The organism is Mesorhizobium sp. AR02 (assembly GCF_024746835.1).
Lineage (GTDB): Bacteria > Pseudomonadota > Alphaproteobacteria > Rhizobiales > Rhizobiaceae > Mesorhizobium.
This window is the reverse complement of sequence record NZ_CP080530.1, coordinates 86,675-113,242: the sequence shown is the minus strand read 5'-3', so window position 1 is coordinate 113,242 and position 26,568 is coordinate 86,675. Positions and strand designations below refer to the sequence as shown.

The window sequence follows — 26,568 nt, the reverse complement described above, 5'->3', positions numbered from 1 at the left end:
GCGCCTTTCAAAGAACGGCGCCTCGTCGGTGAGGCGCCACTCGAACCTTTAAAGGGGTCCCATGAGCCTGGATTACGAGAATGACGGCACTCTCCATGCGAAGCTTATCGAGGAGGTGCTGTCGCAATATCCCGACAAGGCGGCGAAGCGCCGCAAAAAGCACCTCAGCGTCGCAAAGAGTGGGGACGAGGCTGGCGAGGAAGGCGAGGTCGTCTCCGAATGCGACGTCAAATCGAACATCAAGTCCATTCCGGGCGTGATGACGATTCGTGGCTGCGCTTATGCCGGCTCTAAGGGCGTGGTGTGGGGTCCAATCAAGGATATGGTCCATATCTCGCACGGCCCGGTCGGCTGCGGGCAATATTCCTGGTCGCAGCGCCGCAACTACTATGTAGGCACGACGGGCATCGACACGTTCGGGACAATGCAGTTCACCTCCGATTTCCAGGAGAAGGACATTGTTTTCGGCGGTGACAAGAAGCTGGAACAGATCATCGACGAGATTGAGGGACTGTTTCCCCTCAACAACGGCATGAGCGTGCAATCCGAATGCCCGATCGGCCTGATTGGCGACGACACCGAAGCAGTATCCCGCAACAAGGCCAAGGAGCACGGAAAGACGATCGTGCCGGTGCGCTGCGAGGGCTTCCGCGGCGTCTCGCAATCGCTCGGCCACCACATCGCCAACGACGCGATCCGCGACTGGGTCTTCGAGAAGAAGGACGTGGAGTTCGAGGCCGGCCCGTACGACGTCAACGTGATCGGTGACTACAATATCGGCGGCGACGCCTGGGCCTCGCGCATCCTGCTTGAGGAGATAGGGCTGCGCGTGGTCGGCAACTGGTCGGGCGACGCCACGCTCGCCGAAATCGAGCGCGCGCCGAAGGCCAAGCTCAATCTCATCCATTGCTACAGGTCGATGAACTACATCTGCCGGCACATGGAGGAAAAGTATGGCGTCGCCTGGATGGAGTACAATTTCTTCGGCCCCTCCCAGATCGAAGCCTCCCTGCGCAAGATAGCCAAGCATTTTGGCCCTGAAATCGAGGAGAAGACCGAGAAGGTCATCGCCAAGTACAGACCGCTTGTTGATGCCGTCATTGCCAAGTACCGGCCGCGCCTCGAAGGCAATACTGTGATGCTCTACGTCGGCGGCCTGCGCCCCCGCCACGTCATCACAGCCTACGAGGACCTCGGCATGGTGATCGTCGGCACAGGCTACGAGTTCGCCCACAACGACGACTATCAGCGCACAGGCCATTACGTCAGGAACGGCACGCTGATCTATGATGACGTGACCGGTTACGAGTTGGAGAAGTTCATCGAGGGGGTTCGCCCCAATCTCGTTGGCTCGGGCATCAAGGAAAAATACCCCGTGCAGAAGATGGGCATACCGTTTCGTCAGATGCACTCCTGGGATTATTCGGGACCGTATCACGGCTATGACGGCTTTGCCATTTTCGCCCGCGACGTGGATCTTGCCATCAACAACCCGGTCTGGGGCCTTTACGACGCCCCTTGGAAAAAAAGCCCGAGCCGTGGGCGGGCGATGGCTGCCGAATAACACCCGGCCTTAGCCTGGTCTCCTCAAGGGAGACGACGAACGCCCGCGGCCCCGTGGCCCGCGGGACACCTGAAACGTCTCGACGTCCCTGAGCTGCCTTATGGGGCGGCCAGATGAAAAGAGGTAATCACCAATGCCGCAGTCGGCTGAAAAAATTCTCGACCACGCTCCCCTGTTCCGCGAGCCGGAATACAGGCAGATGCTCGCGGAGAAGAAGCTGAATTTCGAATGTCCGCACCCGGATCAGATCGTTACCGATCAACGCGAATTCACCAAGACGTGGGAATACCGCGAAAAGAACCTCGCCCGCGAAGCGCTTGTGGTAAACCCCGCCAAGGCCTGCCAGCCGCTCGGCGCGGTGTTCGCGGCCGCCGGCTTCGAACGAACCATGTCCTTCGTTCACGGCAGCCAGGGCTGCGTGGCCTATTACCGCTCACACCTGTCGCGCCATTTCAAGGAGCCTGCTTCGGCGGTTTCCTCCTCGATGACCGAGGATGCGGCAGTATTCGGCGGCCTGAAGAACATGGTCGACGGGCTCGCCAACACCTACCAGCTCTACGATCCGAAGATGATCGCCGTCTCGACGACTTGCATGGCGGAGGTCATTGGTGACGACCTGCACAGCTTCATCGAGAACGCCAAGGACGAAAACTCGGTCCCGCGCGACTTCGACGTGCCCTTCGCCCACACGCCCGCCTTCGTCGGCAGCCATGTCGATGGCTATGACGTAATGGTCAAGGGCATTTTGGAGCACTTCTGGAAAGGCCAGGAGCGCACGGAAGCCGGGGGAACCATCAACGTCATTCCCGGTTTCGACGGCTTCTGCGTTGGAAACAACCGGGAACTCAAGCGCCTGCTCGATCTGATGAGCGTATCCTACACCTTCATCCAGGACGCCTCCGACCAGTTCGACACGCCATCGGACGGTGAATACCGCATGTATGATGGCGGTACGAAGATCGAAGACGTGAAGGAGGCACTCAACGCCGAGGCGACACTTTCGCTGCAGCATTACAACACCCGAAAAACGCTGGACTATTGCGAGCAAGTCGGGCAGGCGACGGCCTCGTTCCATTATCCGCTCGGCGTCCAGGCGACGGACGAATTCCTGATGAAGGTCTCGGCGCTTTCCGGCAAGGAGATCCCCGAGACAATCCGCCTTGAGCGCGGCCGACTGGTTGATGCCATGGCCGACAGCCAGTCCTGGCTGCACGGCAAGAAATACGCGATCTACGGCGATCCGGACTTCGTCTACGCCATGGCCCGCTTCGTCATGGAGACCGGCGGCGAGCCGACCCATTGCCTCGCCACCAACGGCAGCTCGGCATGGGCAGCCGAGATGAAGGAACTGCTTGCATCCTCGCCCTTCGGCAAGGACGCCCAGGTCTGGGCGGGCAAGGACCTTTGGGCGATGCGCTCGCTGCTCTTCACCGAGCCGGTGGACCTGTTGATCGGCAATTCCTATGGCAAGTATCTGGAGCGCGACACCGGCACGCCGCTGATCCGGCTGATGTTCCCGATCTTCGACCGGCACCATCACCATCGCTTTGCGCTCATGGGCTACCAAGGTGGGCTGCGCGTCCTGACGACGATCCTCGACAAGATCTTCGACAAGCTCGATCGCGAGACCAGCGAGACGGGTGTGACGGACTATTCTTATGACCTCACCCGCTAGCAGCGGCGGCCGGTTTTTCGCCGAGGCTGGCCGCCTTCCAATGCACTTTTGGAGACCGACGCAATGTCCTCGCTCAGCGCCAAAATCCAGGATGTCTTCAACGAGCCCGCCTGCGATAGAAACCGCGGCAAGGATGCCAAGGCGCGCAAAGAGGGCTGCTCGAAGCCGCTGACCCCTGGGGCGGCAGCCGGTGGCTGCGCCTTTGACGGCGCCAAGATCGTGCTGCAGCCGATCACCGACGTCGCGCACCTGGTCCATGCGCCGCTGGCCTGCGAGGGCAATTCCTGGGACAACCGCGGAGCGGCTTCGTCCGGGGCAACGCTTTGGCGCACAAGCTTCACAACCGATCTGACCGAACTCGACGTGGTGATGGGGCAGGGCGAGCGCAAGCTTTTCAAGGCGATCCGCGAGATTAGGGAAGCATATGCGCCGCCAGCGATCTTCGTCTATTCGACCTGCGTGACGGCGTTGATCGGCGACGACATCGAGGCCGTGTGCAAGCGTGCGGGGGAAAAATTCGGCTTGGCCGTGGTGCCGGTCAATGCGCCGGGCTTGGCCGGCTCCAAGAACCTCGGCAACAAGCTCGCCGCCGAGGCGTTGCTCGATCACGTCATCGGGACGGTGGAACCCGACGACGCCGGGCCGTACGACATCAACATCCTTGGCGAATTCAACCTCTCCGGCGAGTTCTGGCTGGTGAAGCCGCTGCTTGATCGGCTGGGCATCCGGGTGCGCGCCTGCATTCCGGGCGACGCGCGCTACCTTGACGTTGCTTCCGCGCACCGCGCCCGGGCGGCTATCGTCGTGTGCTCGACGGCACTCATCAATCTTGCCCGCAAGATGGAGGAGCGCTGGGACATCCCGTTCTTCGAAGGCTCCTTCTACGGCATTACCGACACCTCGGAAGCACTTCGCAACATTGCTGAGCTGCTCGTGAGGAAGGGTGCCGATCGCGAGATCCTCAACCGCACACAGACGCTGATCGCAGTGGAAGAGGCGATTGCGTGGAGGAAGCTCGAAGCCTACCGGCGGCGGCTTCAAGGCAAGCGCGTGCTGCTCAATACAGGCGGCGTGAAGTCCTGGTCGATCGTCCACGCGCTGATGGAGATCGGCATGGAGATCGTCGGCACCTCGGTCAAGAAATCCACAGTCGAAGACAAGGAGCGCATCAAGCAGATCCTGAAGGACGACAACCACATGTTCGAGCAGATGGCAGCGCGCGAGCTTTACGCCATGCTCTCAGAACACAAGGCCGATATCATGCTGTCGGGCGGGCGCACGCAATTCATCGCGCTCAAGGCCAAGACACCCTGGCTCGATATCAACCAGGAGCGCCAACACCCTTATGCGGGCTATGACGGCATGGTGGAACTCGTACGCCAGATCGACCTCGCCATTCATAACCCGATCTGGTCCCAGGTGCGCGTGCCGGCACCGTGGGATTGCCAGCCTGCGGTCGAGGACGAACTGCCGGGCACGAAGAGCGAGACCGCGACGTTGCACGCTGTCCAGGAATTTGCCGGCACGACGGCCGACGATTGCGGCGAGCGTTGAGGAAGCCTATGGCCCGCATTCTTTCCCAGACCAAATCGGCAGCCGTCAATCCGCTGAAGTCGTCACAGCCGCTGGGTGCGGCCTTGGCCTTTCTTGGGGTCAAGGGCGCGATGCCACTGTTCCACGGCAGCCAGGGCTGCACCAGCTTCGCGCTCGTGCTCTTCGTGCGGCATTTCAAGGAAGCGATCCCCTTGCAGACCACCGCGATGGACGAAGTGACGACGATCCTCGGCGGGGCGGACAATCTGGAAGAGGCGATCCTCAACCTCAAGGTCCGCACAAAGCCAAAGCTGATCGGGGTCTGCACGACGGCGCTGGTGGAAACCCGTGGCGAAGATTGCGCAGGCGATATCGCCAGCATCAGGCTGAAGCACGCGCAAGAAATCGCCGGCACGGAGATCGTGCTGGCCAACACGCCGGATTTCGACGGCGCGATCGAAGAGGGCTGGGCCAAGGCTGTCACGGCGATGATCGAAGGCATTACACGGCCCGGTGAACAGGCGCGGCAGTCAAAGAAGATCGCAATCCTGCCCGGTTGGAACCTCACTGTGGCTGACATCGAGCATTTGCGTGAGATGGTTGAAAGCTTTGGGCTGAAGCCGGTGATTTTGCCGGACGTTTCAGGCTCGCTCGACGGCACCGTGCCCGACCGCTGGGTCACGACCACCTATGGCGGCACCAGCGTCGAGGACATCCGCGAGCTTGGCACGGCCGAACACTGCATCGCCATCGGCGAGCATATGCGCCGCCCGGCGCAGGTGCTGCAGAAGTTGACCGGCGTGCCTTACGTGCTGTTCCAGTCGCTGACCGGATTGAAGGGCGCCGATCGGTTCGTCTCGCTGCTGTCCGCGATTTCGGGCGCGTCGGCGCCGGCCGGGGTGCGCCGTCGCCGGGGCCAATTGCAGGATGCGTTACTCGACGGACATTTCCATTTCGGAGGCAAGAAAATTGCGATCGCTGCTGAACCAGACCAACTCTATCAACTCGCGACTTTCTTCATCGGCATGGGCTCCGAAATCGCGGCGGCGGTCGCCACGACCGATATGTCGAAAATTCTGGAAAAAGTACCGGCGCAGTCCGTTCAGATCGGCGATCTCGGCGATTTGGAAGCTCTTGCCGCCGGCGCTGATCTTCTCGTCACCCATTCCCATGGCCGCCAGGCCGCGCAGCGCCTTTGCATTCCGCTCATGCGCGTCGGCTTCCCGGTCTTCGACCGGCTCGGCAGCCAGCACAAGCTCACAATCCTCTATCAGGGCACCCGCGACCTGATCTTCGAGGTTGCCAACATCTTCCAGGCCAACCAGCACGCGCCGACGCCTGAGGCACTTGATCCACTCCGTAAGCGAGAAATGCCAGATGAGCTCCGTTCGTCGCCTCTCACTCGTCACTGACGAGGTTCACGCACCGATGCCCGAAAGACGAGCAGGCGCATTGCGCGTGGCCATCGCCACGCAAGACATGAAGGACCTCAATGCCCATTTCGGGTCGGCCAAGCGCTTTGCTGTCTACGACGTGACGCGCGTGGAATGGAACCTCGTGGAAGCCGTGGCCTTCGATGACGTTTCCGACGAGAGCGGGGAGCATCGGAGCGAGGGCGATGACCGCATCACGCCGAAGGTGGAGGCGCTGAAGGGCTGTCATCTCCTGTTTTGTCTGGCGATCGGCGGGCCTTCGGCGGCCAAGGTAGTTTCGGCAAAAATCCATCCGATCAAGGTGCCGCACCCCCAACCCATCCAGGAGGTGCTGTTGCGCACGCAGATGATGCTCAGGACGTGTCCTCCCCCCTGGCTGCGCAAGGTGCTGGCGGAGGCAGGCGTCGCCGAGAAGAAACCGTCCTTCGAGGACGACTGAAATGAGGAGAAGGCGAAATGTCAGATACCGCGGCTAGCACTGCTGTCGCCGAGGACGAGGCGGCGCTTGCCACCCCGTTCGTCAAATGCCTCGTGCGGCTGATCCGTGCTCAGGATTCCTACGGGTCATGGGAAGGCAAACCGGATGCCGAGCTTCTGGGCGACTTCATCATCACCAGGGAACAGCGCCGTGCGATCCCGATCATCGGCGATCCCGATCCGGACGTGCTGTGGAGGCTCGATAAGTTCTATGCCGCCGTCGGGCTTGCGATCGAGGAGCGCTGCGGCCTGATGGCATCGCCGATGATGGAGATGAGCCATGAGGGCTTTGGGCGCGTGCTCTTCACGGCCGGACGGCTGGTCGTGCTTTCGAAGACCCTGCGCGACGTCCACCGGTTCGGCTTCGAGACGTTCCGGAAGCTCGCTCAGGCCGGCACGAAACTGGTCGGCGACGCAATCGCTACCATCGAGACCTATCCCGAGGTGGCGCGTGCGTGATGAAGCGGATCTTCGAGCAAGGGGGCCATGACAATCTTGAGCGAGCGCGATAGCCAGCCCACGGAAGCCGAGGCGGGCCAGGTCGATGAGGGGGCTCTTGGGGTAGCGCCGATGAAGCCACTCGTTTTGATCTGTTCGCAAGATGCGGAGTTCTATCTGAATTATAGCCACATTCTGGAGGCGGACCGCTTCGCGAGTGAGCAGGCAGGCTGCGCGAAGGAAGCATTTGTATTGGCCGAACAACGGGAGTTCCACGCCGTCGTGCTGGACTGCGTGCCAGCAAGCGCGACGGGAGCCACAATCTGCGCCCGCCTCAAGGAGGAGCCGCGGACGGCCGACCTGCCCGTTATTGCCCTGATCGCGCGCGGCGCCGATGACCAGCACCTCGATCTCCTGAAAGCTGGCATTGACGAGATCTTTGTGCGGCCGATCGACCCGGCCAAGCTGCTCGACTGTCTACGGGCGAGGCTGGCGCTGCCGAAGCGGGGCGCAAATGGTCTTGAAAACGGCGGCTGGCTCACCTGTGGCGGCCTCGAGATGAAGCTCGATGCCCGCCGGATTCGCGGCAATGGCCACGACATTCACCTCGGACTCATCGAGTTCAACGTGCTGCGGCTTATGATTGAAGCTCCCGGCAAGGTCTTCAGCCGGGAGGAGCTTATCGGCAGGGCCTGGGGGGACAACATCCATGTCGAACCACGCACCGTCGATGTCCATATCAGCCGGATCAGAAAAACCCTGAAGTCAGCTTCGCCCGACAGCGACATTCGCACCGTCAGGTCGGCCGGCTACTCGCTCGAGAAGCCGGCCGACTGAATCAAGTGCCGGGTGTGGTGGCACTCCCACCCTCGCCGTGAGCCGGTCTTGCGGCCTGAAACGCCCCTAAACGCATACTCAGGAAGAAGCAGGCAAATGGGTTTTAAAACCGTACTCTGTGTGACCGGCGCCGACCATTCCGATCAGGACATCAGAACTGCTGCCGGCTTGTGTGCCGAAGTCGGCGCGCACCTTTCCGTACGGATTATACCGGCTCCGATGCTCGCTATGTCATATCCGCCGATCGGAGATGGTATCCCCGAGTGGCCTACGGGACGTGGACAGACAATTGCCAGATTGAACAATCGGTTTCGGCAAATCGACAGGTTTTCACAGGAGGTGGCCAGACAGGAAAAGCGCTCCAAGGATATCCAGAAGCTGCTGAGAGCCTTGTGCCTTTCCTATGACGTCGATACCGATTATTGCGATGCGACCGGCGTGGGTGAGGTTGTGCGACAGCGGGCGCTCTGCGCCGACCTGACAATTGTTGGCCCCGCACTTCTCAACGACAGTATTCTCGGACCTCTTGTTATAAACGGCAGCTTATTCGATACGGGAAAGCCGGTGCTTATTGTGCCGAAGGGCGCTGAGGCGACCCTGTGGCCACGGCGCGTCCTGGTCGGTTGGGATTCACGACTCGAGGCGTCCCGTGCTGTTCGGGAAGCGCTGGGTCTCCTATGCGTTGCTGAGGAAGTTCGTGTCGCCCTGGTCGATCCGAAGGCGAACTACAACGGGAACGGCGCGGAGCCTGGAGCCGACATCGCTGCCTATCTCACTCGGCACGGTGCTCGGGTGTCGGTTGACCTACTGCCAAGTGCCGGCAAACCGGCGGCCACGGTGCTTGCGCAGCACGCAATCGACATTTCTGCCGACATGATAGTCATGGGCGTTTATGGCAGCCGCCGGCTGCGTGAGCGGCTCTTTGGCGGTGCGACGAGATGGATCTTTGAGAAGCCGACATTGCCGCTGTTTTTGGCTCGATGACTGGTTCGGGAGTTGCACCGATGCTGTTCAAAGCTCGACTCTCCTGGTCACCGATCCTGCTGCCAATTGGGAGAAGGGTCACGGCAAACGCGGGAAATTTCGCGAAGCTCCTCGGAGCCAATGTGCACGCGCCGTCGCCGAGAACATCCCGGACGTGTCTAGCGCGCGCTCGGGGGTTCTGCTCGCCCGAGGTGATCCGTACGCGGAGACCACCCGCCGCGCAGAGGTAGAGGCGCTCCTCAATAGAGCCAAAACAGCGGCTTCGCAGGTCGGCGTCAGGAGAGAAGGAGAGCCGTTTCAGCGGCAGGCCGAGTTCGGAGCCGTAACGGCATTGCATGCGCGCTATCGCGATCTCCTTCACTATTGGCTGGGAGCTGAACGACGCAAAGACCGTGCCGTGGCCGAGGCTCTCAACTTCAAGTCGAGACGGTTGTGCTCTTGGCCGTAGTCGGCGTGAATCGATGGCATCAATCACGTTGTCATCGCCTGGGAGGGTAGCCACTAGCGGCGAGGACGGCCGCATCTTCAGCGTTTTCAGCCGGTCCGGCCCGACCGCGTGGCGACTGAGCGGTCTTTGGGCTGGTCAATTCCGACAACGCTCACATCCGCATCAGGCGGTCCCTGTGGCGCCTGTGCACAGGCGCCACCGAAGATAACGACACGAAGCAGGAATCTCGGGGAGTTCACCGGCCGGCACATGCCGGCATTCATCCGCGCCTGTCGCCACGAGCATCATCGTCAATCTTACGATGGTGGCATTCGCGAGCCGCAGCTGGACCGGCTTGTTGTGAAGAACTCCTATGCCGCCAGCTAGGAATTCAATCGCAGGGCGGAAGAGGGCAGGAAACAGGCCGCGCTCGGATGAAGCGGCACCTTGCAATCGCAAATGGCGGGATGCGCTACCGCCTGAGGGACCCTAACGGCAAGAGCTCAGGCCAGGTGGCGTGAAGCGGACGATGATAAGAGCATGGCGGTAGCCCGCGCAGTCATGATGTCCATCTGCTCGTCCCTCAATCCGAATATATGTTGCGTCGTCCGAGGCCACGCTTTTTCCGGCGGCGCGAAGCGCGTGATGCGTGTCCAAAACCTGACAGCGGCAGAAAACATGTCGGGTTCAATACAACCGGACATCTTGGACATTTGGAGGTTTTTCAAAGCGCAATCATGGGCTTATTGCGCGCTGAGCGTGCTGGCACGGCCTTTGCGAATTGAGATGCGGCAACACTGAGTGAAGGCTGACTGCATGCAGACGAACAAGACGAGCGATGCTCTCCTTTCCTTGAACCTTCTGCCCCGTCTCTACCGGGGAAACAAGCTCGCGCATAAAGCGCGCAATCTTTGGCAATAGCTTTGGAGAACAACATGGTGTTGCGTATGGAGTCCCCGGCTCCTCCCATCAAAGTGGACGACTGGCTGCGTGGCGAGCCCCTCACGAACTTCCAGCCCGGCAAGGTGTACCTCCTAGAATTTTGGGCGACTGGGTGCGGACCCTGTGTGGCGGCGATGCCTCATCTGATGCAGCTGCAGGGAGAAATATCGAGACAGCGGATTTGAGGTCGTCGGAGTCGCAGCTAGCGAACAGGGCCCGACCGCGGAGGAGGCGCGGACCAGCTTGGATGCTTGGCTGACCGAGAGGTTCCCGAATCTGAACTATCGGATCGCGTTCGACTACACAGGCGAAATGAACAAGCTTTGGATGGAACCCAGCTTGTCTGTCGGGATTCCGGCCTCGTTCGTGGTCGACCGGGACGGCCACATCGCCTTTATCGGCCACCCGGCGGACCTCGAGGACGTTTTGCCGAAGGTTCTTAACGGCAGCTGGCGCAGCAGCGATGAAGCGAAAGCCGCCGATACACGGCGAGTCGCTAGTGACCAACGCACAGCGCGCGAACTATCGCTGACCATGCCGATATACGCCAAACTTCGGCCGGCGATGGAGGCCGAGGATTGGATGGCGGCACTCACGGCCATCGAAGAAGGCCTCGCCTTAATGCCAGATGATAGCGGGTTCCGGGAAACTCATGCGAATCTACTGCTTCACAAGCGGCGCGACATGCGGGCCGGCTTGCCAGCCATGCGCCAATTAGTCGAGGACGCGATCGACAAAAAATTCGTGGCCGTGTCTTGGATGGTCATGGCCCTGAACCAACTCTTCGATCCGGAAATGGACAACTCCCATCTCCCCCGTGCTGAGCGCTTTGCGATGGGCGACAAGCTCTCGGAACAGATCCTGACACTCAATCCTCCACAAGGCGACGGCCCCCTTAAATTCCGTTGGTACCTCCCGGTCGCTCAGTATTATTACGAGAGCGGCGACAAGGATCGCGCGATCGATTTGATCGAGGTGGCATTGAAATCTCTGGGTGATCCGGAGACAATGCCGGACCACATCAAACAGTACTACCTTAGCCCATTGCTCCAAGCCCTGGCCAACTACACGGGTGAAAACGCCTGTTACGCGGATCTTTGTGTGGTTCCGCAAAACAAGGCTCCTGACAATCAAACCGCAGTCGCCTCATGAGCAAAGATCGCAAAGGGATGACAATTGGAATTGAACCCTGGCCAATTCGTCCAGTTTCTGCGGCGGGCCCGCGGTAAGTATGTCCATTGCAGCACAGGGCGCATCGCTTGCCGCAGGTTGGAGTTCAAAACTTGCGATGCCCTCCGGCTGCATCGCGGGAGACGGGATACTCGACGCGATTCTGGCCGCGGTGGAAGACCCCGCAGTCGAGGACCTCTTCAAGATCGGCCAGCGGGACATAAATTGCGTGGAATCGGCCGCCCGGAGCCGGACGTCGGCTGCGCAAGTGTGCCCGAAGCAGGGGTCCCCGAAAACAGAAATCCTCCTTCGAGGACGAGGACTGAAATTGAGGAGAAGGTGAAATGTCTGATGCCGCGGTTAGCCCTGCTGTAAACGAGCACGAGGCGGCCCTTGCCACCCCGTTTGTCAAATGCCTCGTGCGGCTGATCCGTGCTCAAGACTTTGACGGCTCATGGCGAGGCAAGGCTGACACCGAGCTGCTGGCCGGCTTCATCATCACGAAGGAACAGCGCCGTGCCATCCCCATCATCGGCGATCCTGATCCGGACGTGCTGTGGAGGCTGGACATGTTTTACACCGCCGTCAGTCTTGCCATCGAGGAGCGCTCCGGCCTGATCACATCGCCAATGAAGGAGATGAAACCGATGGGGGCTTCGGGCGCCTGGTTTCCACGGCCGGGCGGTTGGTCGTTCTGTCGAGACGTCCACCGGTTTGGCTTCGAGACGTTCCGGAAACTCGCGGAGGCCGGTACGAAACTGGTCGACGATGCGACTGCAGCTATTGGCTTCCCGCCGTGGCGCGGCCGTGAAGAAACTGATTTCGAGGAAGGATTTATGTCAAACCTAGATGAGATGGGGAAGAAAGTCCGAAAGCTTCAGCTGCGTGCGGCAGTTGCGAAGATGAAATTGCGCGACCTTGCAGAGGATCTCCCGGTCCAATGGACTGAGATAGAGGAGGTTGCCGAGAAAGCGTACGCCGTTTTTGCCGAGTTGGATGATGCCAAGAGAGAGCTCGCTGCAATGAAGAATTTACGATGAGGAGCACATTCACCACCCGCGACGGCTCCATATGGCTGCCGGAATATCTGACCGCTATAGATGGCAGGACTTGTATCGGCTGCGGCCGCTGTTTCAAGGTCTGCTCGCGCGAGGTCATGCACCTTCACGGCGTCGATGACGCGGGTGAAATCCTCGGCGTCTGCGACGGCGAAGACGACGACTTCGATGGCGAGCTCAATCGCATGATCATGGTTGTCGATAATGCCGGCCGATGCATTGGCTGCGGAGCCTGCGCCCGCGTCTGCCCGAAGAACTGCCAGACCCATGTTGCGGCCGACCAGGTCGCAGCATGACTTGATGGGACAAACCAGGAGAACGGCGTTGCCCTTTAGAATCTTTTGTGGCGTGTTTGTGCTGGTCCTGTGCGGCAACGCTGTGGCTGTCTACTTCGCCTCGCATTCCATCCGTTTAGTGGTCGTCACGACGCTGGCTTGTTCGCTGCTCCTCCAGATAGCCTATTTCGCAAGCGTGCTCTTTCTGATCTGGCGGTCTGGCTGCGCTAGCAGAGCTGGCCAAAGGGCTGAACATTTCGGTAGTTGCAAGGAAGTTCGATCCCAACCGGCAGACCATGATGAGGTGAGGAATGAATCTTCAGATGTGCCTCAACTCGGCCCGGCATTTCCCTGCTGAAGCGTCGTGATCCATAGGAAATCTACGCCACTTTGGATCAACCAGGGACATCGAGCTGACCGTCCAAGCGACAGGTGTGCTTGAAATGGGCAGAGGTGACCGCATCCTGGCCCGTCTAGCAGCGTGAATCCAGCTGTTTGGGTTCGGTTGGCACATAATAGCCGTCGCAGCACGCCAGTATGCGGGTGGCTTTGTCTCGATGACGAACGCAGCGCTGGAAAGAAAAATGGGAGCCTTCTGCAACGTCCGACGACGCAGCTGGCTCCAAATCAAAAAGCCCGTGAGCGAGGGCGGAGCTGGTTCAGCTCAATCACCTGTTGCTGGAGAAAATATGCTGGAAAATTTCGAACGTTATCCGCTCACCTTTGGACCCACGCCCATCGAGAAGCTCGACCGCCTCGGCAAGCATCTGGGGGGAAAGGTGGAAATCTACGCCAAACGCGAGGACTGCAACTCGGGTCTCGCGTTCGGCGGAAACAAGCTGCGCAAGCTCGAATACATCATTCCCGACGCGATCGCGTCAGATGCCGATACGCTCGTCACCATCGGGGGCGTGCAGTCCAACCACACCCGCATGGTCGCCGCGGTCGCCGCCAAGATCGGCATGAAATGTCTCCTGGTTCAGGAGAGCTGGGTACCACATGAGGATGCCGTCTACGACCGGGTCGGCAACATTCTCTTGAGCCGCATCATGGGAGCAGAGGTGCGCCTGGTCGACGAGGGCTTTGACATCGGTATCCGCCGCAGTTGGGAAAAGGCGCTTTACGAGGTCAAGGCAAGGGGCGGCAGGCCCTATGCGATACCTGCCGGGGCGTCTGTTCACCCGAATGGAGGCCTCGGCTATGTGGGATTCGCGGAGGAAGTGCGGGCTCAGGAGAACCAGCTTGGGTTTGCCTTCGATTACATCGTCGTTTGCACGGTCACAGGTTCAACGCATGCTGGGATGCTCGTCGGATTCGCCGAGGACGGTCGACAGCGCAACGTGATCGGTATCGATGCCTCTGCCATCCCCGCTAAGACCAAGGCGCAGGTGCTCAGCATTGCCCAACATACAGCGATGCTCGTCGAGCTCGAAACGGAACTCGTCGAGGATGACGTGGTGTTGCTCGAGGAGTACGCGTACCCGAGTTATGGGATTCCGTCCGAGGGAACGAAGGAGGCGATCCGCCTGTGTGCGCGTCTCGAGGGTATGATTACCGATCCCGTCTACGAGGGCAAATCGATGCAAGGGATGATCGACCTCGTCCAGAAAGGCTTCTTTCCCGAGGGGTCGAGGGTCCTCTACGCGCATCTCGGCGGCGCGCCGGCGATCAACGGGTACGGTTACACCTTTCGCAACGGCTGACGCGGTTGCGCCTTCCTGCCGTGCCGACGATGCGCTCAAAGTTCGTTCGAGGCCGCTTAGCCGGCTCTCTGGCCCAGAGGATGCCAGCATTCTGAGGCGGTCGCGCGGCCGTCCCGTGCATGCGAAGGTACGCGTCGCTACGAGCGGAAGACTTCAGGGAGATCGTGAGGGGTGATCCACGGGGCCGCACGAAAGCCACGCCGATGATTCAGATCGCTGATCTTGGTACTTTATCCTATGGTGAAGGGTGGATACGATCCCTCGTACCGACCATATAAGGTGCTGTTGTGGGATTGTCTGATCGACCTTGTCTGCTTTACGAAGTTATCGAACTATCCTTCCCATGTCGCTCTTGCTGCTGGCTTGATGCACTAGATGCAGTGCGCCGATCTGCAGACGAGGCACCTGCTCCAACCATTTCAGCCATATCGTCTCGATCCCGGCTAGCTTCGGCGGAGACCGCTCTGACGCAAAGCGTTCCTTGAAAGACCCATCGAGGGCGACTGGCCATACCTGTGGATCGACGCCACCTACCTGAAGGTGCGCCGCGGCGGCCGCATCGTCTCGGTCGCCGTCATCATCGCCGTCGGCGTCAACGCGGACGGCCGGCGCGAGGTGCTGGGCATGGTCGGCACCTCGGAGGTCGAGCCGATCTGGACGGAGTTCCTGCGCAAGCTGACCCGCCGCGGCCTCAGGGGCGTCAAGCTCGTCGTCTCCGACGCGCACGAGGGCCTCAAGGCGGCCGTCACCAAGGTGCTGTGCGCGACATGGCAACGCTGCCGCGTCCACTTCATGAGGAACGTGCTGGCCCATGCCGGCAAGAGCGGGCGCCGTGTCGTCTCCGCCTTCATCGCCACCGCGTTTGCCCAGGAGACGCCAGAAGCCGCCAGCACCCAATGGCGTGCCGTCGCCGACCAGATCCGGCCGAAGGTGCCAAAGCTGGCGACAATCATGGACGACGCCGAGCCCGACGTGCTGGCCTACATGACCTTCCCCAGAGAGCACCGCGCCAAGCTGCATAGCACGGATCGAGCGCCTCAACGGCGAGATCAAGCGGCGCACCGAGGTCGTCGGCATCTTCCCCAACGATGACGCCATCGTCCGCCTCGTCGGCGCGCTCCTGCTCGAACAGAACGACGAATGGGCCGTGCAGCGCGCCAGATACATGACGCTTGTGTGGATGCCAGCCGTTTTGCAAGGAAGATTTTGAACCTTTGAACGCGTGATCGAGTGCGGTCTTGTGTCAGGCCTTGATTTGCGGCCATGACGTGCCGCGGGCCGGTATGGTGATACGCGGATCAGGTCCAAATCTAGAAAGCGAGCGCGAGGCTCGGTGCGTCATTCTGGTTTCCTGATCCCGATCTGATCGATCATTTGCCCATGCGGTTCAGGCCTTCCTCACATCCCCGACGGACCGGTTCAGGTGTGCTGCTGAATGCTCATGCAGGCACCGTTGCCGGATTCCGGTAATCCTCTTCCTTTGTCAGCATGGCCCAGATGCCACGCGCCATCTTGTTGGCCAGCGCAATGGCCACGAGCATGCGCGGCTTCTTCGGCATCATGCGCGCGAGCCAGGAGCCCTCGGGCGCGCCCTTCCGCGATGCCCATCGGACCACAGCCATGGCTCCAATGATGAGCAGGCGTCGAATATCGCATTGGCCCATCTTCGAGGTTTTTCCTAGTCGTTGCTTGCCGCCGGTCGATTTCTGCAACGGGACGAGCCCAAGCCAGGCGGCGAAGTCACGGCCGCATTTGAACGTCTCCATCGGGGGCGCGAAAGTTTCGATCGCCAGTGCGGCGATGGGGCCAACGCCGGGCATGGTTTGCAAGCGCCGAGATGCCTCAGCTTCCCTCGACAGAGCATCGATCTTCTTCTTCAGTGCGTCGATCCGGCCTGTTAGCTGGTAGATCCGGTCCAGCAGATCGCGGCAGATTTCGCGGGCCAGATCAGGCAAATTGGCTTTCTCGTCCTCAACGAAACATTCAAGTCGGTTCAGATACCGAATTCCCTGAGGCGCGATGTGGCCGAACTCAAAGGTGCGCACGCAATGCGTTGACCAACTCAGTGCGCTGATTGACCAGCTGTTCTCGGGTGCGAAACATTATGGACCGAGACTGCTGCTCCTCGGTTTTCGGTTCGACGAAGCGCATCGTTGGCCGTTGCGCTGCCTCGACGATCGCCTCCGCATCCGCTGCGTCGTTCTTCTGCCGCTTGACTAATCGCGAGGTCGCAGGAATGTGAAGGAACGCGTGAAATCCGCACAATTCTGCCGTTCGTCGAGGGATTTGCTCCGCATTATTTTCCGGCGAACCTCTGCGGTCTTTTGACCATCAGAGGAGCCATTGATGTCGAAATCCGATTGCGAACTGATTACCGAGCTCAAAGCCGTACTGATCAGCCAACAATACAGCCCCGTGGTGGTAGGAAACTATTGTGCTTATGCGCGCGGGTTCCTCGACCATCTTGCGCGGCGAAATATTCTGGTCACGGATGTGACCGAAGCCCAAGTGGAGCGATATCTGCGCGATTCGGTCGCCCTGTTCCGGCAGCGTCGTGGTCGACGTCCTGGTCCGCGCTGGCACCAGATTCCGTGCGCCGGCATTCACGCGCTGCTTCGGCTTGTGCAGGGGCAGTGGCCACCAGCCCCGAAAGCGACCTGCGCCGCCGATGCACTGCGATTTACAATCTGCAACGAATACGAGACCTGGCTTCACGAGGAGCGGGGCTTTGGCCGGCCCAGCATCGACGCGTTCTTGTGGGAGGCTCGACACTTCCTTGCCTGGCAACTCGAACGATGCGGTGTCGAAGGCCTGATGGACCTGAGCATCGGCGACATCGACCGCTATATGGACCTGCGAGCGTTGAAGCTGACGCGCTGCTCGCTGAAAGCTGTAGCGGAGCGGCTTCGCTCGTTGTTGCGTTATCTCCATAGGACAGGCCACATTGCGACCGACCAGTCACCACATATCATCGCGCCACTCCTCTACGCCTATGAAGGGGTGCCCTCGATCCTGGAGCGGGGCCAGATCGCCGCGGTGCTGGAAACCGCGAGGACGGACAAGACGCCGGCGGGGCTGCGGGACCATGCGATCTTGCAAATCCTTGCAACCTATGGACTGCGGGCTGGAGAAATCCGCAACCTGCGGATCGAGGACATCGATTGGCGGACCGAAGCCATCCGTGTCCGTCACAGTAAGACGCAAACCTGCTCGTTCCTGCCCCTGATGGATCCGGTGGGCGAGGCCGTGCTCGCTTATCTGCGTTCCGGACGGCCTGCGACCGATGCCAGGGAAATCTTCATCCGCACGCGCGCGCCCTATCGCAAGCTCGAGAAGCTATACAGCCTGGTCCGACGACGGCTCCGCCATGCCGGCATCAAGCCGCCAGGCAAATGTGGACCACACATCTTCCGTCATGCGCGTGCGGTCGAGATGCTGCGCGCGTCAGTTCCGCAAAAGGTCATCGGCGACCTGTTGGGGCATCGCTCAACCGCGTCGACGGTCCCCTACCTCAAGCTTGCCACCGAGGATCTCAGGGCCATCGCGCTTGATGTGCCGGGCGCGGAGGTGCCGGCATGACCGCTCGTTGGCCCGATCGCGATCGCACGACCATTGGCCGCTATCTCGCGAGCCTTGATCTACGCAGCATGAAAAGCCAAACCTGCTACCGTCAGGTCTTGAACGGCTTCCAGGATGTCGTTGAGCGCCACGGCAAACTCGATCAGCACGTGCTGGTCGCGTGGCTGCGGATATCGGCCGAATGCTGGGCAGCGACGACGCGGCTACACCGTACCCGCATCATTGACCGGTTCCTCGATCACCTTCTGAAAGTCGGGGCGATTGACCGCAACCCCATCACTGCCCTGCGCGAAGCGTGCAATATCAAGCAGTGCATGCCGGTCTGGCGCGCTCTGGCGTCGCGCAATCCGGAAAAGGCTTTTGCGGAGCTGCGCCGACCCCAGCCGTTCGGCAGCGTGCTGGGAGGGGTCATGGCTGAGCACGTCGCGCTGATGCGCAATCGGGGATACAAATACTCCTCGCAGTCGGAGAGATTGTTGAGGTTCGACCACTTCCTGCAGTGGAATCCGGCACTTCAGGATCAACCAATCGGGGTAATGCTCGAACATTGGGCAGCGGAGAAAGCCACGAGCAATCACGCTGTTGAATGTGAAAATCTCAGGCGTATCCTCACGAAAATCTTTCGCCACCGGGACCCATCGATCCCGCCGCGCCGACCGGACCCGAGACCGCAGAAGGAAGTAGTCAAGCATTGGCGTAAACCCCACATCTACTCGCCCGCCGACGTACGGCAGATACTCGACATCGCTCGTTCCTATCCGTCACCACGGGCACCGCTTCGCCCGCTGAGTATCTACACCATGCTGTTGCTGGCCTATTGCGCGGGCCTGCGGCGGGGCGAACTCGCCCGTCTCGATATTGGCGATGTCAATCTTCACAGTGATACGATCACGGTTCGGCAAACCAAGTTCTTCAAAACCAGGATCTTGCCATTGCCCGACAGCGTGATGATCGAGCTTCGGGCCTATATCCATGCACGGCGCCGTGCCGGCGCATCGCAGGATCCGCGCTCCGGCCTGTTCTGGCACGAGCCGGGCCGCACCCGCCGTTACACACCAGAAGCGATCACTTGGCTGTTCCTTGCCGTCATACGTCGCGCCGGGTTGAAACCACAGCACGGGCGAACCGGGCCACGCTTCCATGACCTGCGTCACTCGATGGTCGTGAACCGTATCCTGGAATGGTATCGGGTGGGCATCAACCCGCAGGGTCGTCTACCGTTCCTCGCGACCTACCTCGGCCATCGGGATATCAACTCGACCCTGGTCTACATCACTGTCACGCAGGATCTGCTGCATCTTGCCAACGAGCGGTTTAGGGCTGTGGGCGCACCATGCCTCAACCTGGCGCAGGAGGTGCGGTCATGAGCAAGGCCAACCCGTTCCCGAACCTGATGCGCGCGTTCTTCTATGAATGGCTTGTTGAGCAGCGTAACGCATCCGTCCACACGGTCCGATCCTACCGCGACACCTGGCGGCTGTTCCTGCGGTTCGTCGCACAGCGCGCGAAAAAGACGGTTGCGATGATCACGCTGGTCGATCTGACCGCCAGCGAAGTTGCTGCGTTCCTGAGGCACGCCGAACAAGAACGCGGCTGTACGATCGGCTCGAACTGTCGGCTTGCCGCGATCCGCAGCTTCTTCAACTTCGTGGCGACCAGGGATCCTGCATCGATCGCCCAGTGCGTGGAAATCCTCCACATCCCCAGCAAGCGGGCGCCGGTATCGGAACCCTGTTATCTGGATCCGGCGGAAGTGACGGCGATCCTTGCCCAGCCAGGCCGCTCGACCCTTGAAGGCATGCGCGATCACGCGCTGCTGTCGTTCCTCTACAACAGCGGGGCACGAATACAGGAAGCGCTCGATCTGTGTCCCGAGGCCATCCGGTTCGACAGCCCGGGTTGCGTGCGGCTCCTTGGCAAGGGCCGTAAGGAGCGCATCTGCCCACTCTGGCCAGAAACCGCGCTGCTGCTGAAAAAGCTGCTGGAGCGGCAGCCGCGAGCGCCAAACGAGCGGATGTTCGTTAATCGCTACGGCGAGCCGCTCAGCGCCTCGGGCGTCCAGTTCAAGCTTGTGGCTTATGTTAAAGCGGCAGCCGAAACTGTGCCATCACTGCGAGCCAAGCATGTGACGCCACACAGCTTCCGTCACGCCACCGCTGTGCACCTTGTCTCGGCGGGCGTCGACATCACGGTCATCCGCAGCTGGCTTGGCCACGTGAGCCTCGACACCACTAACCACTACGCGAAGGCCAATCTGGAAACGAAGCGAAGGGCCCTGGAACAGGTCGGCGTTCCGGCAACGGCAACTCATCCGCCATCATGGAAACGGGAAGCGAGCTTGCTCGCCTGGCTCGACAGCCCCTGAAATAATGCGAAGGAATGTGAGCGGAAAACGTTACAAATAAGCCAATCTGCACGCGTTCCTTCACATTCCTGCGACCTCACGATTAGTCAAGTTGGACTAACCCGCTCCGCGATCGCGGAGCGGCAAGGAAGGTGTGGGCCGCCGGCGTGGTGTTGATCGCGTCGTCTGTCGCGCTGGTCATGAGTCCACAAGAAGCTCTCGCTTTGTCAGCATGGAGTGGCTGCTTGCAGCCCATTCCATCAGACAAAGGAGGAGTTTGTCATGACCCAACTTCGCCAGCGCATGAGCGAGGACATGCAGGTGCGCAACTTCGCGCTCAACACCCAGCTGTCGTATCTGCAACAGGTGTCGCTGTTCGCTCGCCACTTCGGTAAGTCGCCGGACTTGCTCGGGCGCGAGGACATTCGGACCTATCAGGTCTATCTGGTCAACGAGAAGAAGCTGGCGCCCGGCTCGATCCACACCGCCATTGCGGCGCTGCGCTTTCTCTACACTGTGACGCTCGATCGGGACTGGGCGCCTGAAGAGGTCCTGCCGCTTCCCAAGAAGCCGCAGAAGCTGCCGATCGTCCTCAGTCCAGAGGAAGTTCAGCGGTTCCTCGGTTGCGTCCTCAGTGTAAGACATCACGCCATCCTGACCACGTGCTACGCGGCCGGCTTGCGCATCTCGGAAGCGGTGCAGCTGAAGCCCACGAACATCGACAGCCAGAGAATGGTCATCCGCATCGAGCAGGGCAAAGGTCAGAAGGACCGCTATGTGATGCTGTCGCCCAAGCTGCTGGAGATTCTGCGCGATTACTGGAAGATGCGGCGACCGAAGGAATGGCTCTTCCCCGGCGATCGTGCCGACCAGCCGATCACCAGGAGTGCGGTGGGACAAGCCTGCGCGAAAGCGCAGGACCTCTCCGGATTGTCCAAACCGGTCACGCCACACAGTTTGAGACACGCCTTCGCCGTCCATCTGCTGGAGGCCGGTGCCGACGTGCGCACCATTCAACTGCTGCTCGGTCACCGCAGCCTCGCGACCACCGCCCATTACCTGCGGATCGCCACCAACAAAGTCTGCGCCACATCGAGCCCCTTCGAGCTCTTGCCGCGTCCGGCGCCCACCGTGCCGCCGCCCGCCAAGCCGCAATACTTCTGAGCGGCGGCAATGGCTCGCTCGGGGCCGGAAGTGGCGGATATCTTCCGCTGCTACGGCGAAGCCTATCGCGCACAGCATGATGCGTCGCTGTCGACGGCCCAGCGCCGCGTCATGACGGCGATCGAATTGTGCCGGACCGCCGCACTCGGTGGGCACGTCGAAGCATGCGATCAATGCGGCCACCGGCGCATCGCGTTCAACAGCTGCCGCGACAGGCATTGCCCTCGCTGCCAATCGCTGGCCCGCGCACAATGGCTGGAGGATCGTCGCGCCGAGCTTCTCGACACCCAATACTTTCACGTCGTCTTCACGCTGCCGGAGCCCATTGCCGCCATTGCCTATCAGAACAAGGCACTCGTCTACGGCCTGCTCTTCCGCGCCACCGCCGAGACCCTGCGCATCATCGCCGCCGATCCCAAGCACCTGGGCGCCGAGATCGGCTTCTTCGCCGTGTTGCACACCTGGGGCCAAAACCTGCTCCATCATCCGCATCTGCATTGCGTCGTCCCAGGCGGCGGCCTTTCTGCCGACGGCGATCGATGGGTCGCATGCAAGCCCGGCTTTTTCCTGCCGGTCCGCGTGCTCTCACGCCTGTTTCGACGATTGTTTCTGGAGCACCTGGAGAAAGCCTTCGACGCCGGCCTGTTGAAGTTCTTCTCTGACTTGCAGGCGTTGAGCGAGCGCGATGCCTTCCGGGGCTATCTGGCGCCGCTACGAAAGGCCGAGTGGGTCATCTATGCCAAGCCGCCATTCGCCGGATCCGAACAGGTCCTCGACTACGTCGGCCGCTATACCCACCGCGTCGCCATTTCCAACAATCGCCTCGTCGCCATCGAGGACGGCAAAGTCGCCTTCCGCTGGAAGGACTATCGGCACGGCAGTCGGCAGAAGGTCATGACCGTCGCGTCTGACGAGTTCATTCGCCGCTTCCTGCTACACGTCCTGCCCGAGGGCTTTCATCGCATCCGCTACTACGGCTTCCTCGGCAATCGCTATCGCGCGCAAAAGCTCGCCCGCTGTCGGGACCTGCTCGGCATGCCGGTTCCCGAGCCGTCGGACAGCCGATCCGCAAAGGACTATCGCGACCGCTACGAGGCCCTCACCGGGCATTCCCTCAGGCAATGCCCGGCGTGCCATCGCGGGCAGATGATCATCATCGAAACATTCGACGGCGTCACCGGACGCCCGCCATACCAGGACACATCATGAAGCAGGGGCGTCGCCTTCCTTGTCATCAGCATAGCGCCGGCCCGCTCGGAAGCCAAACTGAGCCGGTCCCGCAAAAGTGTGCGCCGTCATCACCGGCAACCTCTCCCAGGCAGGGCGCGGCGCCGATCTCACATGCCGGAACCGATATCCGTGCCGCTTTCGGCGCATCCGACACCTGCAATCGCCCGCCCGCGTGGCACACACGGTCTCCTTTCATCGGTGGCGCTTCATTGAACGCCCATAGCGGACCACCGGTGCCGGCGGCTTAGTCCAACACGTTTTTAGCTAACCGCCGCGATCCACCGCAGTGCGCTCCTGCCACCCGCCTTTCAGTCGCGACGCCAAGCTAAAAACGCTCTGCAATATGGTCAGGTGAGCATATCTTCACGAACGCCTTGACATACCGAGGTGCAATCAGCTTCGGCTGATGGCCAAGCCGGACCATCTCGCGAGCCCAATAATGGGAACCGGCGCACGCCTCCATCGCCACTACACATGTTGGCTGACCCGCCATGAACTTACAAAACTGCAGGCGCGACAGTTTTTTGCGGAACACGACTGATCCGTCAGCCGCCGCGCCATGCAGCTGAAACACGTTCTTTGCCAGATCGACCCAATGATGGTAACCTTTTCCATGGATGCCTGCCTCTCCTTTGCGTGGCTCTAACACCACAAACTTGGCACATCGCGATGCCGCCGGGGAAGGCTGGCATCCACCCCATCTGGAAACCATCAGCCAAATGAGCGATGATCCTCTCATCAGCCTGCCAGCCGTGGCACGCTGATCATCCCGGCCCCATGCCGGAGAGCGCGGCGACCAAGCCGTCAGCTACACCACTCCCTGGGACACGATCACAGACGTTACGACACGTCTGGTGTAATATAGGTTATAATAAGTCAATAATCGAAACCAGCAGAACGATTTATAGTACAAGATTATCATTCGTCTTGATGGCATGACAGGTGCAGCGCTTTCTGTCAATTTCTGTTGCCAAAAGCGCCGCCATGATTCATCGTGGTTGCGATGATTCTGCGTCCCAAATCTTCGCCGCGCCACCACGGCACCCTTCCCGGGGTTGCGGCGGCCGCGCCGATGACGGCGGTGCCGGGTTGGCTGCGCCGTGCCGTTGCAGACATGAAAGAGCTTGCGGGAAAAGACCTTGAGGACATTGCAATCACGGCTGGCGCCGCCATCGGCGCGCTCGATGGGGTGGTCCGCCGGCAGGAGCGGTGGTCCGGCGCCTGGCGGCAGCGCCTGGCGCTTTCGGCGGCCGCGGCAACGGCGAAGCAGGCCGGCCGCGTCGAGGACGAAAGCGCGCTGCGCGACGCCGTGCTGCTTACACGCCCGGGCGATTTTTTGTCCGTCGGTCCCGCCGGATCGATGCTGTTGGCTTGGCGCCGGCTGGCCAGCACGCCTGCCGAGAATCTGCTGACCGAGGCCAGCATCGGCGCGGTGCTGGATGACCTCGGTCTCCGCCGCGACGACGAGGCGGTCCGCGACCTGGCGGACGATCTCCGACAGCTTTCCGCCGGCATCGGAATGGTCGGCATGCTGACCGGCGCGTTCATGACCGCCGAACGCCACGGCTTGGGGCGCGCCCTTGGGTTGGGCCCGCGCGTGCCGCTGCTCGGCGCCGAGGCAGCCTTGGGCCCAAGCGCCCGCCCGCGTCGATCGGTAGCCAGCTCTGTCGCGACAAGCATTGCGACAGATCCTGAGCGTGCCAAAGGTCTGCTTGCCGCGCAGGCGCGCGCTGCCCTGCGCGCCATTGATCTTTCCGCCGAGCTTGAGCGCCGCGCGGACCGGCTGCTTGCTGTTGCCCCGAAACTCAGGGCCAAGGCGTCGGACGCTGTTGTCGACAAGCTCCTGTCCGACGACGCGATCGCTGCCTCGGAAAACATCGCCGGCATGAGCGATCGCGGGCTGCGCCGCCTGTTCGACCGGCTGGTCGAGCTCCGCGCCGTCCGCGAGCTTTCCGGCCGCACCACGTTCCGGATGTACGGGCTCTGAGCGCGATGGTGGAAGCGGCGCGCAGACGAGGAAAGGATAGGCCAGATGACCGTCGATCAGCTGACCAGCTGTTTGACCGGGAGTTGGATCACCTGCCGCCGGAGGTGCGTTGGCGCGAATGGATGCATCGCGTCGAGGCGACGATTTTTGCCGCCAGCGAGCCGCTCGGCCGCGAGACACTGGCGCGGATCGTCGGGAAAAGCTGCAGCGTTGACCTTTTGATCGATGACATTCGCGAGGAGCTGCGTAGCCGCCCTTACGACGTGGTCGCCGTTGCCGGTGGCTGGAAGCACCTGACTCGGCCGGCCTATGCCGATGCCATCCGCGCCGCGGTCGGCGGTAACGAGCGCGCGGCAGAGCTGACGCAGTCAGAGGTGCTCGTGCTGATGTGCATCGGCTACTTCCAACCGATCACCCGCGGAGAACTGTCGTCGTTCTTCGGCAAGGAGATTTCGCGCGACCTGATCGGCCATCTTCGCGGCGCGAAGCTGATCGCTTCGGGCCCGCGCAGCCCAACACCGGGCGCGCCCTACACCTACGTTACGACAAAAGAATTCCTGCTGGAGTTCGGGCTCGACACGCTGCGCGACCTCCCGGATTTCGAGGCGCTCGAGGACGCTGGTCTGCTCAGCAAGGAGAAGCTACTCGCAGGTGATATCATGCCAGGATTATCCAACGACGAGGAAGAGCATGCGTAGCGTCGCCACTGATGAATAGCACGCTGCCTGGCCGGTGGCCGCAGTTCGCGGCGTCCTCAACGTGACCTCCGACTCGGGGTTCGCGAGATGACGTGAGGAGACGCTGTCGGGCGTGGGGCGTTTCCTAGAAAATGGTGGGGGAAATATGCCTGTAGCTCGTATTGAACGTGTCATTGGCGGTATGGTGACCGCGTGGGCTGAGCCCGGTTCCGATGGCTACTTTGCCTCCCATCACTTCGGATCCAACGTGCATCCAGCCTACCTCTCCAGTTTGGATGAGGTGGCGGATTTCCTACGTTCGCATCTCGGCAGCGGTGTTCGTATGAACCCCGGCTGGGTCAAGATTGTACGGAACATCCACATCGATGGGGTTTTGCTCCGCTGATCGGCGCGAGCCGTTCTGGAGAATCAAAACGCCGGTGGCGATTAGGCTGGTAGACTATAGAGGAACGGGGGGATTAGATGCCACCATATGATGCCGACGAGATGAGAGGGATGATCGCGGCGGATGCGGTGAAGGGTCAACGCCAGCCGTTCCGAGTCGCTGCGGTTCGCCTCCACATGGATGAGCGCGCTCTCCACTACGCACGCGCGTCCGGCTGTGGTCGGCGCGGTCACGGACGGCCCGCGCCAGTTCGGACAGCGACAGGTAGCGCTCGTCGGCCGGGAGCGAGAACCATTCCGAAGAGACGCGGCCGATTCGCTCGCCGCGACCGACATCCACTTTGTAGCCGCCGCTGGTGTCGCCGCGCGCCTCTAGAACTGAAACCTGGGTCATGGGACCAATCTCCATGACGGGCGCCGGAGACCTCTTCTCCAGCCCTCAACCCGTCACGGCAAAGCCGGTCCGTCCTCTTCGTCTCAAAGGGGCGTTGCGGGGCCTCCCGTAGAAGGGGTCGGCCGAGACGCAAGGCTCGGGCGCAGGGGAAGGCTTTCCCCTCCTGGCGGTCCCAAGGTTTCGGATGTTCTGTGCGAAGAAAGGGTGCGGACGAACAGGGGCTCAATCTGCTACGAGTAGCTTGAGCCATTCTGCGATGAAGGACGATTACT

General features: G+C 61.1%; 20 protein-coding genes and 4 pseudogenes. 21 read left to right on the top strand and 3 right to left on the bottom strand.

What is annotated here, in order from left to right; translation table 11 throughout:
- Nucleotides 1-61 precede the first annotated feature (61 nt).
- From nifD to DBIPINDM_RS00400, 14 genes and pseudogenes are all read left to right on the top strand, one after another.
- Nucleotides 62-1,564 (top strand): nitrogenase molybdenum-iron protein alpha chain, encoded by a 1,503-nt coding sequence (gene nifD, locus DBIPINDM_RS00465; protein WP_258580984.1) that lies wholly within the window; start codon nt 62-64, stop codon nt 1,562-1,564.
- Nucleotides 1,565-1,697: 133 nt separating this feature from the next.
- Nucleotides 1,698-3,239, top strand: a complete 1,542-nt coding sequence (nifK, locus tag DBIPINDM_RS00460) for a nitrogenase molybdenum-iron protein subunit beta (protein ID WP_258580983.1) — start codon at nt 1,698-1,700, stop codon at nt 3,237-3,239.
- A 63-nt stretch (nt 3,240-3,302) separates the two neighbouring features.
- Nucleotides 3,303-4,793: a nitrogenase iron-molybdenum cofactor biosynthesis protein NifE gene (gene nifE, locus DBIPINDM_RS00455; RefSeq protein WP_258580982.1), complete on the top strand. Its 1,491-nt coding sequence runs from the start codon at nt 3,303-3,305 to the stop codon at nt 4,791-4,793.
- Nucleotides 4,794-4,801: 8 nt separating this feature from the next.
- Nucleotides 4,802-6,184, top strand: coding sequence for a nitrogenase iron-molybdenum cofactor biosynthesis protein NifN (gene nifN, locus DBIPINDM_RS00450; protein ID WP_258580981.1), 1,383 nt, complete (start codon nt 4,802-4,804; stop codon nt 6,182-6,184).
- Entirely contained in the window at nt 6,150-6,644 is a 495-nt protein-coding gene (gene nifX, locus DBIPINDM_RS00445) for a nitrogen fixation protein NifX (RefSeq protein ID WP_258580980.1), read from the top strand. Before nifN ends, nifX begins: the two co-directional genes overlap by 35 nt.
- Nucleotides 6,645-6,661: 17 nt before the next feature.
- Nucleotides 6,662-7,141 (top strand): NifX-associated nitrogen fixation protein, encoded by a 480-nt coding sequence (locus DBIPINDM_RS00440; protein ID WP_258580979.1) that lies wholly within the window; start codon nt 6,662-6,664, stop codon nt 7,139-7,141.
- 27 nt (nt 7,142-7,168) lie between these two features.
- Nucleotides 7,169-7,957, top strand: a complete 789-nt coding sequence (locus tag DBIPINDM_RS00435; RefSeq protein WP_258580978.1) for a winged helix-turn-helix domain-containing protein — start codon at nt 7,169-7,171, stop codon at nt 7,955-7,957.
- A 96-nt stretch (nt 7,958-8,053) separates the two neighbouring features.
- On the top strand, nt 8,054-8,941 hold the full coding sequence (locus tag DBIPINDM_RS00430) for a universal stress protein (RefSeq protein WP_258580977.1): 888 nt from the start codon (nt 8,054-8,056) through the stop codon (nt 8,939-8,941).
- 1,612 nt (nt 8,942-10,553) lie between these two features.
- On the top strand, nt 10,554-11,462 hold the full coding sequence (locus DBIPINDM_RS00425; protein ID WP_318036879.1) for a TlpA family protein disulfide reductase: 909 nt from the start codon (nt 10,554-10,556) through the stop codon (nt 11,460-11,462).
- Nucleotides 11,463-11,824: 362 nt separating this feature from the next.
- Nucleotides 11,825-12,520, top strand: a complete 696-nt coding sequence (locus tag DBIPINDM_RS00420; RefSeq protein WP_258580976.1) for a NifX-associated nitrogen fixation protein — start codon at nt 11,825-11,827, stop codon at nt 12,518-12,520.
- A complete protein-coding gene (gene fdxB, locus DBIPINDM_RS00415) occupies nt 12,517-12,834 on the top strand; it encodes a ferredoxin III, nif-specific (protein WP_258580975.1) in 318 nt (105 codons plus the stop codon). The genes DBIPINDM_RS00420 and fdxB overlap by 4 nt, the downstream gene beginning before the upstream one ends.
- The gene (locus tag DBIPINDM_RS00410; protein WP_318036878.1) at nt 12,743-13,171 is read left to right on the top strand and encodes an exopolysaccharide production repressor protein; all 429 of its coding nucleotides are present in this window, start codon (nt 12,743-12,745) and stop codon (nt 13,169-13,171) included. The genes fdxB and DBIPINDM_RS00410 overlap by 92 nt, the downstream gene beginning before the upstream one ends.
- A gap of 331 nt (nt 13,172-13,502) precedes the next feature.
- Nucleotides 13,503-14,516 (top strand): 1-aminocyclopropane-1-carboxylate deaminase, encoded by a 1,014-nt coding sequence (locus tag DBIPINDM_RS00405; protein WP_258581226.1) that lies wholly within the window; start codon nt 13,503-13,505, stop codon nt 14,514-14,516.
- A gap of 474 nt (nt 14,517-14,990) precedes the next feature.
- Nucleotides 14,991-15,726, top strand: a pseudogene (locus DBIPINDM_RS00400) (IS256 family transposase); the annotation flags it as partial.
- A gap of 229 nt (nt 15,727-15,955) precedes the next feature.
- Here DBIPINDM_RS00400 and DBIPINDM_RS00395 read toward each other — a convergent pair.
- Nucleotides 15,956-16,736 (bottom strand): annotated as a pseudogene (locus tag DBIPINDM_RS00395) (IS110 family transposase); the annotation flags it as partial.
- 126 nt (nt 16,737-16,862) lie between these two features.
- Here DBIPINDM_RS00395 and DBIPINDM_RS00390 point away from each other — a divergent pair.
- From DBIPINDM_RS00390 to DBIPINDM_RS00370, 5 genes are all read left to right on the top strand, one after another.
- On the top strand, nt 16,863-18,095 hold the full coding sequence (locus tag DBIPINDM_RS00390; RefSeq protein ID WP_258580973.1) for a site-specific integrase: 1,233 nt from the start codon (nt 16,863-16,865) through the stop codon (nt 18,093-18,095).
- A complete protein-coding gene (locus tag DBIPINDM_RS00385; protein WP_258580972.1) occupies nt 18,092-19,462 on the top strand; it encodes a tyrosine-type recombinase/integrase in 1,371 nt (456 codons plus the stop codon). The genes DBIPINDM_RS00390 and DBIPINDM_RS00385 overlap by 4 nt, the downstream gene beginning before the upstream one ends.
- Nucleotides 19,459-20,460 (top strand): site-specific integrase, encoded by a 1,002-nt coding sequence (locus DBIPINDM_RS00380; RefSeq protein ID WP_258580971.1) that lies wholly within the window; start codon nt 19,459-19,461, stop codon nt 20,458-20,460. Before DBIPINDM_RS00385 ends, DBIPINDM_RS00380 begins: the two co-directional genes overlap by 4 nt.
- Before the next feature lie 261 nt (nt 20,461-20,721).
- Complete coding sequence (locus DBIPINDM_RS00375) at nt 20,722-21,603, top strand: tyrosine-type recombinase/integrase (RefSeq protein ID WP_258580910.1); 882 nt, start codon at nt 20,722-20,724, stop codon at nt 21,601-21,603.
- A gap of 9 nt (nt 21,604-21,612) precedes the next feature.
- Nucleotides 21,613-22,812, top strand: coding sequence for an IS91 family transposase (locus tag DBIPINDM_RS00370; protein ID WP_258580911.1), 1,200 nt, complete (start codon nt 21,613-21,615; stop codon nt 22,810-22,812).
- Nucleotides 22,813-23,194: 382 nt separating this feature from the next.
- On the opposite strand, the pseudogene DBIPINDM_RS00365 reads toward DBIPINDM_RS00370, so the two are convergent.
- Nucleotides 23,195-23,452: pseudogene (locus tag DBIPINDM_RS00365) on the bottom strand (hypothetical protein); the annotation flags it as partial.
- A gap of 453 nt (nt 23,453-23,905) precedes the next feature.
- Here DBIPINDM_RS00365 and DBIPINDM_RS00360 point away from each other — a divergent pair.
- Both DBIPINDM_RS00360 and scpB read left to right on the top strand, forming a co-directional pair.
- On the top strand, nt 23,906-24,820 hold the full coding sequence (locus DBIPINDM_RS00360; protein WP_258580970.1) for a DUF1403 family protein: 915 nt from the start codon (nt 23,906-23,908) through the stop codon (nt 24,818-24,820).
- A 5-nt stretch (nt 24,821-24,825) separates the two neighbouring features.
- The gene (scpB, locus tag DBIPINDM_RS00355) at nt 24,826-25,518 is read left to right on the top strand and encodes an SMC-Scp complex subunit ScpB (protein WP_258580969.1); all 693 of its coding nucleotides are present in this window, start codon (nt 24,826-24,828) and stop codon (nt 25,516-25,518) included.
- 516 nt (nt 25,519-26,034) lie between these two features.
- Here the strand turns inward: scpB and DBIPINDM_RS00350 are convergent.
- Nucleotides 26,035-26,296 (bottom strand): annotated as a pseudogene (locus DBIPINDM_RS00350) (DUF932 domain-containing protein); the annotation flags it as partial.
- Between the last annotated feature and the right edge of the window lie 272 nt (nt 26,297-26,568).

Excerpts from the sequence above, each read along its gene's own strand:
- DBIPINDM_RS00360 (WP_258580970.1), top strand. The coding sequence starts at position 23,906 with ATGACGGCGGTGCCGGGTTGGCTGCGCCGTGCCGTTGCAGACATGAAA.
- DBIPINDM_RS00405 (WP_258581226.1), top strand. The coding sequence starts at position 13,503 with ATGCTGGAAAATTTCGAACGTTATCCGCTCACCTTTGGACCCACGCCC.
- DBIPINDM_RS00370 (WP_258580911.1), top strand. The coding sequence starts at position 21,613 with ATGGCTCGCTCGGGGCCGGAAGTGGCGGATATCTTCCGCTGCTACGGC.
- nifK (WP_258580983.1), top strand. The coding sequence starts at position 1,698 with ATGCCGCAGTCGGCTGAAAAAATTCTCGACCACGCTCCCCTGTTCCGC.
- DBIPINDM_RS00420 (WP_258580976.1), top strand. The coding sequence starts at position 11,825 with ATGTCTGATGCCGCGGTTAGCCCTGCTGTAAACGAGCACGAGGCGGCC.
- DBIPINDM_RS00385 (WP_258580972.1), top strand. The coding sequence starts at position 18,092 with ATGACCGCTCGTTGGCCCGATCGCGATCGCACGACCATTGGCCGCTAT.
- DBIPINDM_RS00390 (WP_258580973.1), top strand. The coding sequence starts at position 16,863 with ATGTCGAAATCCGATTGCGAACTGATTACCGAGCTCAAAGCCGTACTG.
- DBIPINDM_RS00430 (WP_258580977.1), top strand. The coding sequence starts at position 8,054 with ATGGGTTTTAAAACCGTACTCTGTGTGACCGGCGCCGACCATTCCGAT.
- fdxB (WP_258580975.1), top strand. The coding sequence starts at position 12,517 with ATGAGGAGCACATTCACCACCCGCGACGGCTCCATATGGCTGCCGGAA.
- nifX (WP_258580980.1), top strand. The coding sequence starts at position 6,150 with ATGAGCTCCGTTCGTCGCCTCTCACTCGTCACTGACGAGGTTCACGCA.
- nifD (WP_258580984.1), top strand. The coding sequence starts at position 62 with ATGAGCCTGGATTACGAGAATGACGGCACTCTCCATGCGAAGCTTATC.
- DBIPINDM_RS00435 (WP_258580978.1), top strand. The coding sequence starts at position 7,169 with ATGACAATCTTGAGCGAGCGCGATAGCCAGCCCACGGAAGCCGAGGCG.
- nifN (WP_258580981.1), top strand. The coding sequence starts at position 4,802 with ATGGCCCGCATTCTTTCCCAGACCAAATCGGCAGCCGTCAATCCGCTG.
- DBIPINDM_RS00380 (WP_258580971.1), top strand. The coding sequence starts at position 19,459 with ATGAGCAAGGCCAACCCGTTCCCGAACCTGATGCGCGCGTTCTTCTAT.
- nifE (WP_258580982.1), top strand. The coding sequence starts at position 3,303 with ATGTCCTCGCTCAGCGCCAAAATCCAGGATGTCTTCAACGAGCCCGCC.
- scpB (WP_258580969.1), top strand. The coding sequence starts at position 24,826 with ATGGTGGAAGCGGCGCGCAGACGAGGAAAGGATAGGCCAGATGACCGT.
- DBIPINDM_RS00440 (WP_258580979.1), top strand. The coding sequence starts at position 6,662 with ATGTCAGATACCGCGGCTAGCACTGCTGTCGCCGAGGACGAGGCGGCG.
- DBIPINDM_RS00375 (WP_258580910.1), top strand. The coding sequence starts at position 20,722 with ATGACCCAACTTCGCCAGCGCATGAGCGAGGACATGCAGGTGCGCAAC.
- DBIPINDM_RS00410 (WP_318036878.1), top strand. The coding sequence starts at position 12,743 with ATGCCGGCCGATGCATTGGCTGCGGAGCCTGCGCCCGCGTCTGCCCGA.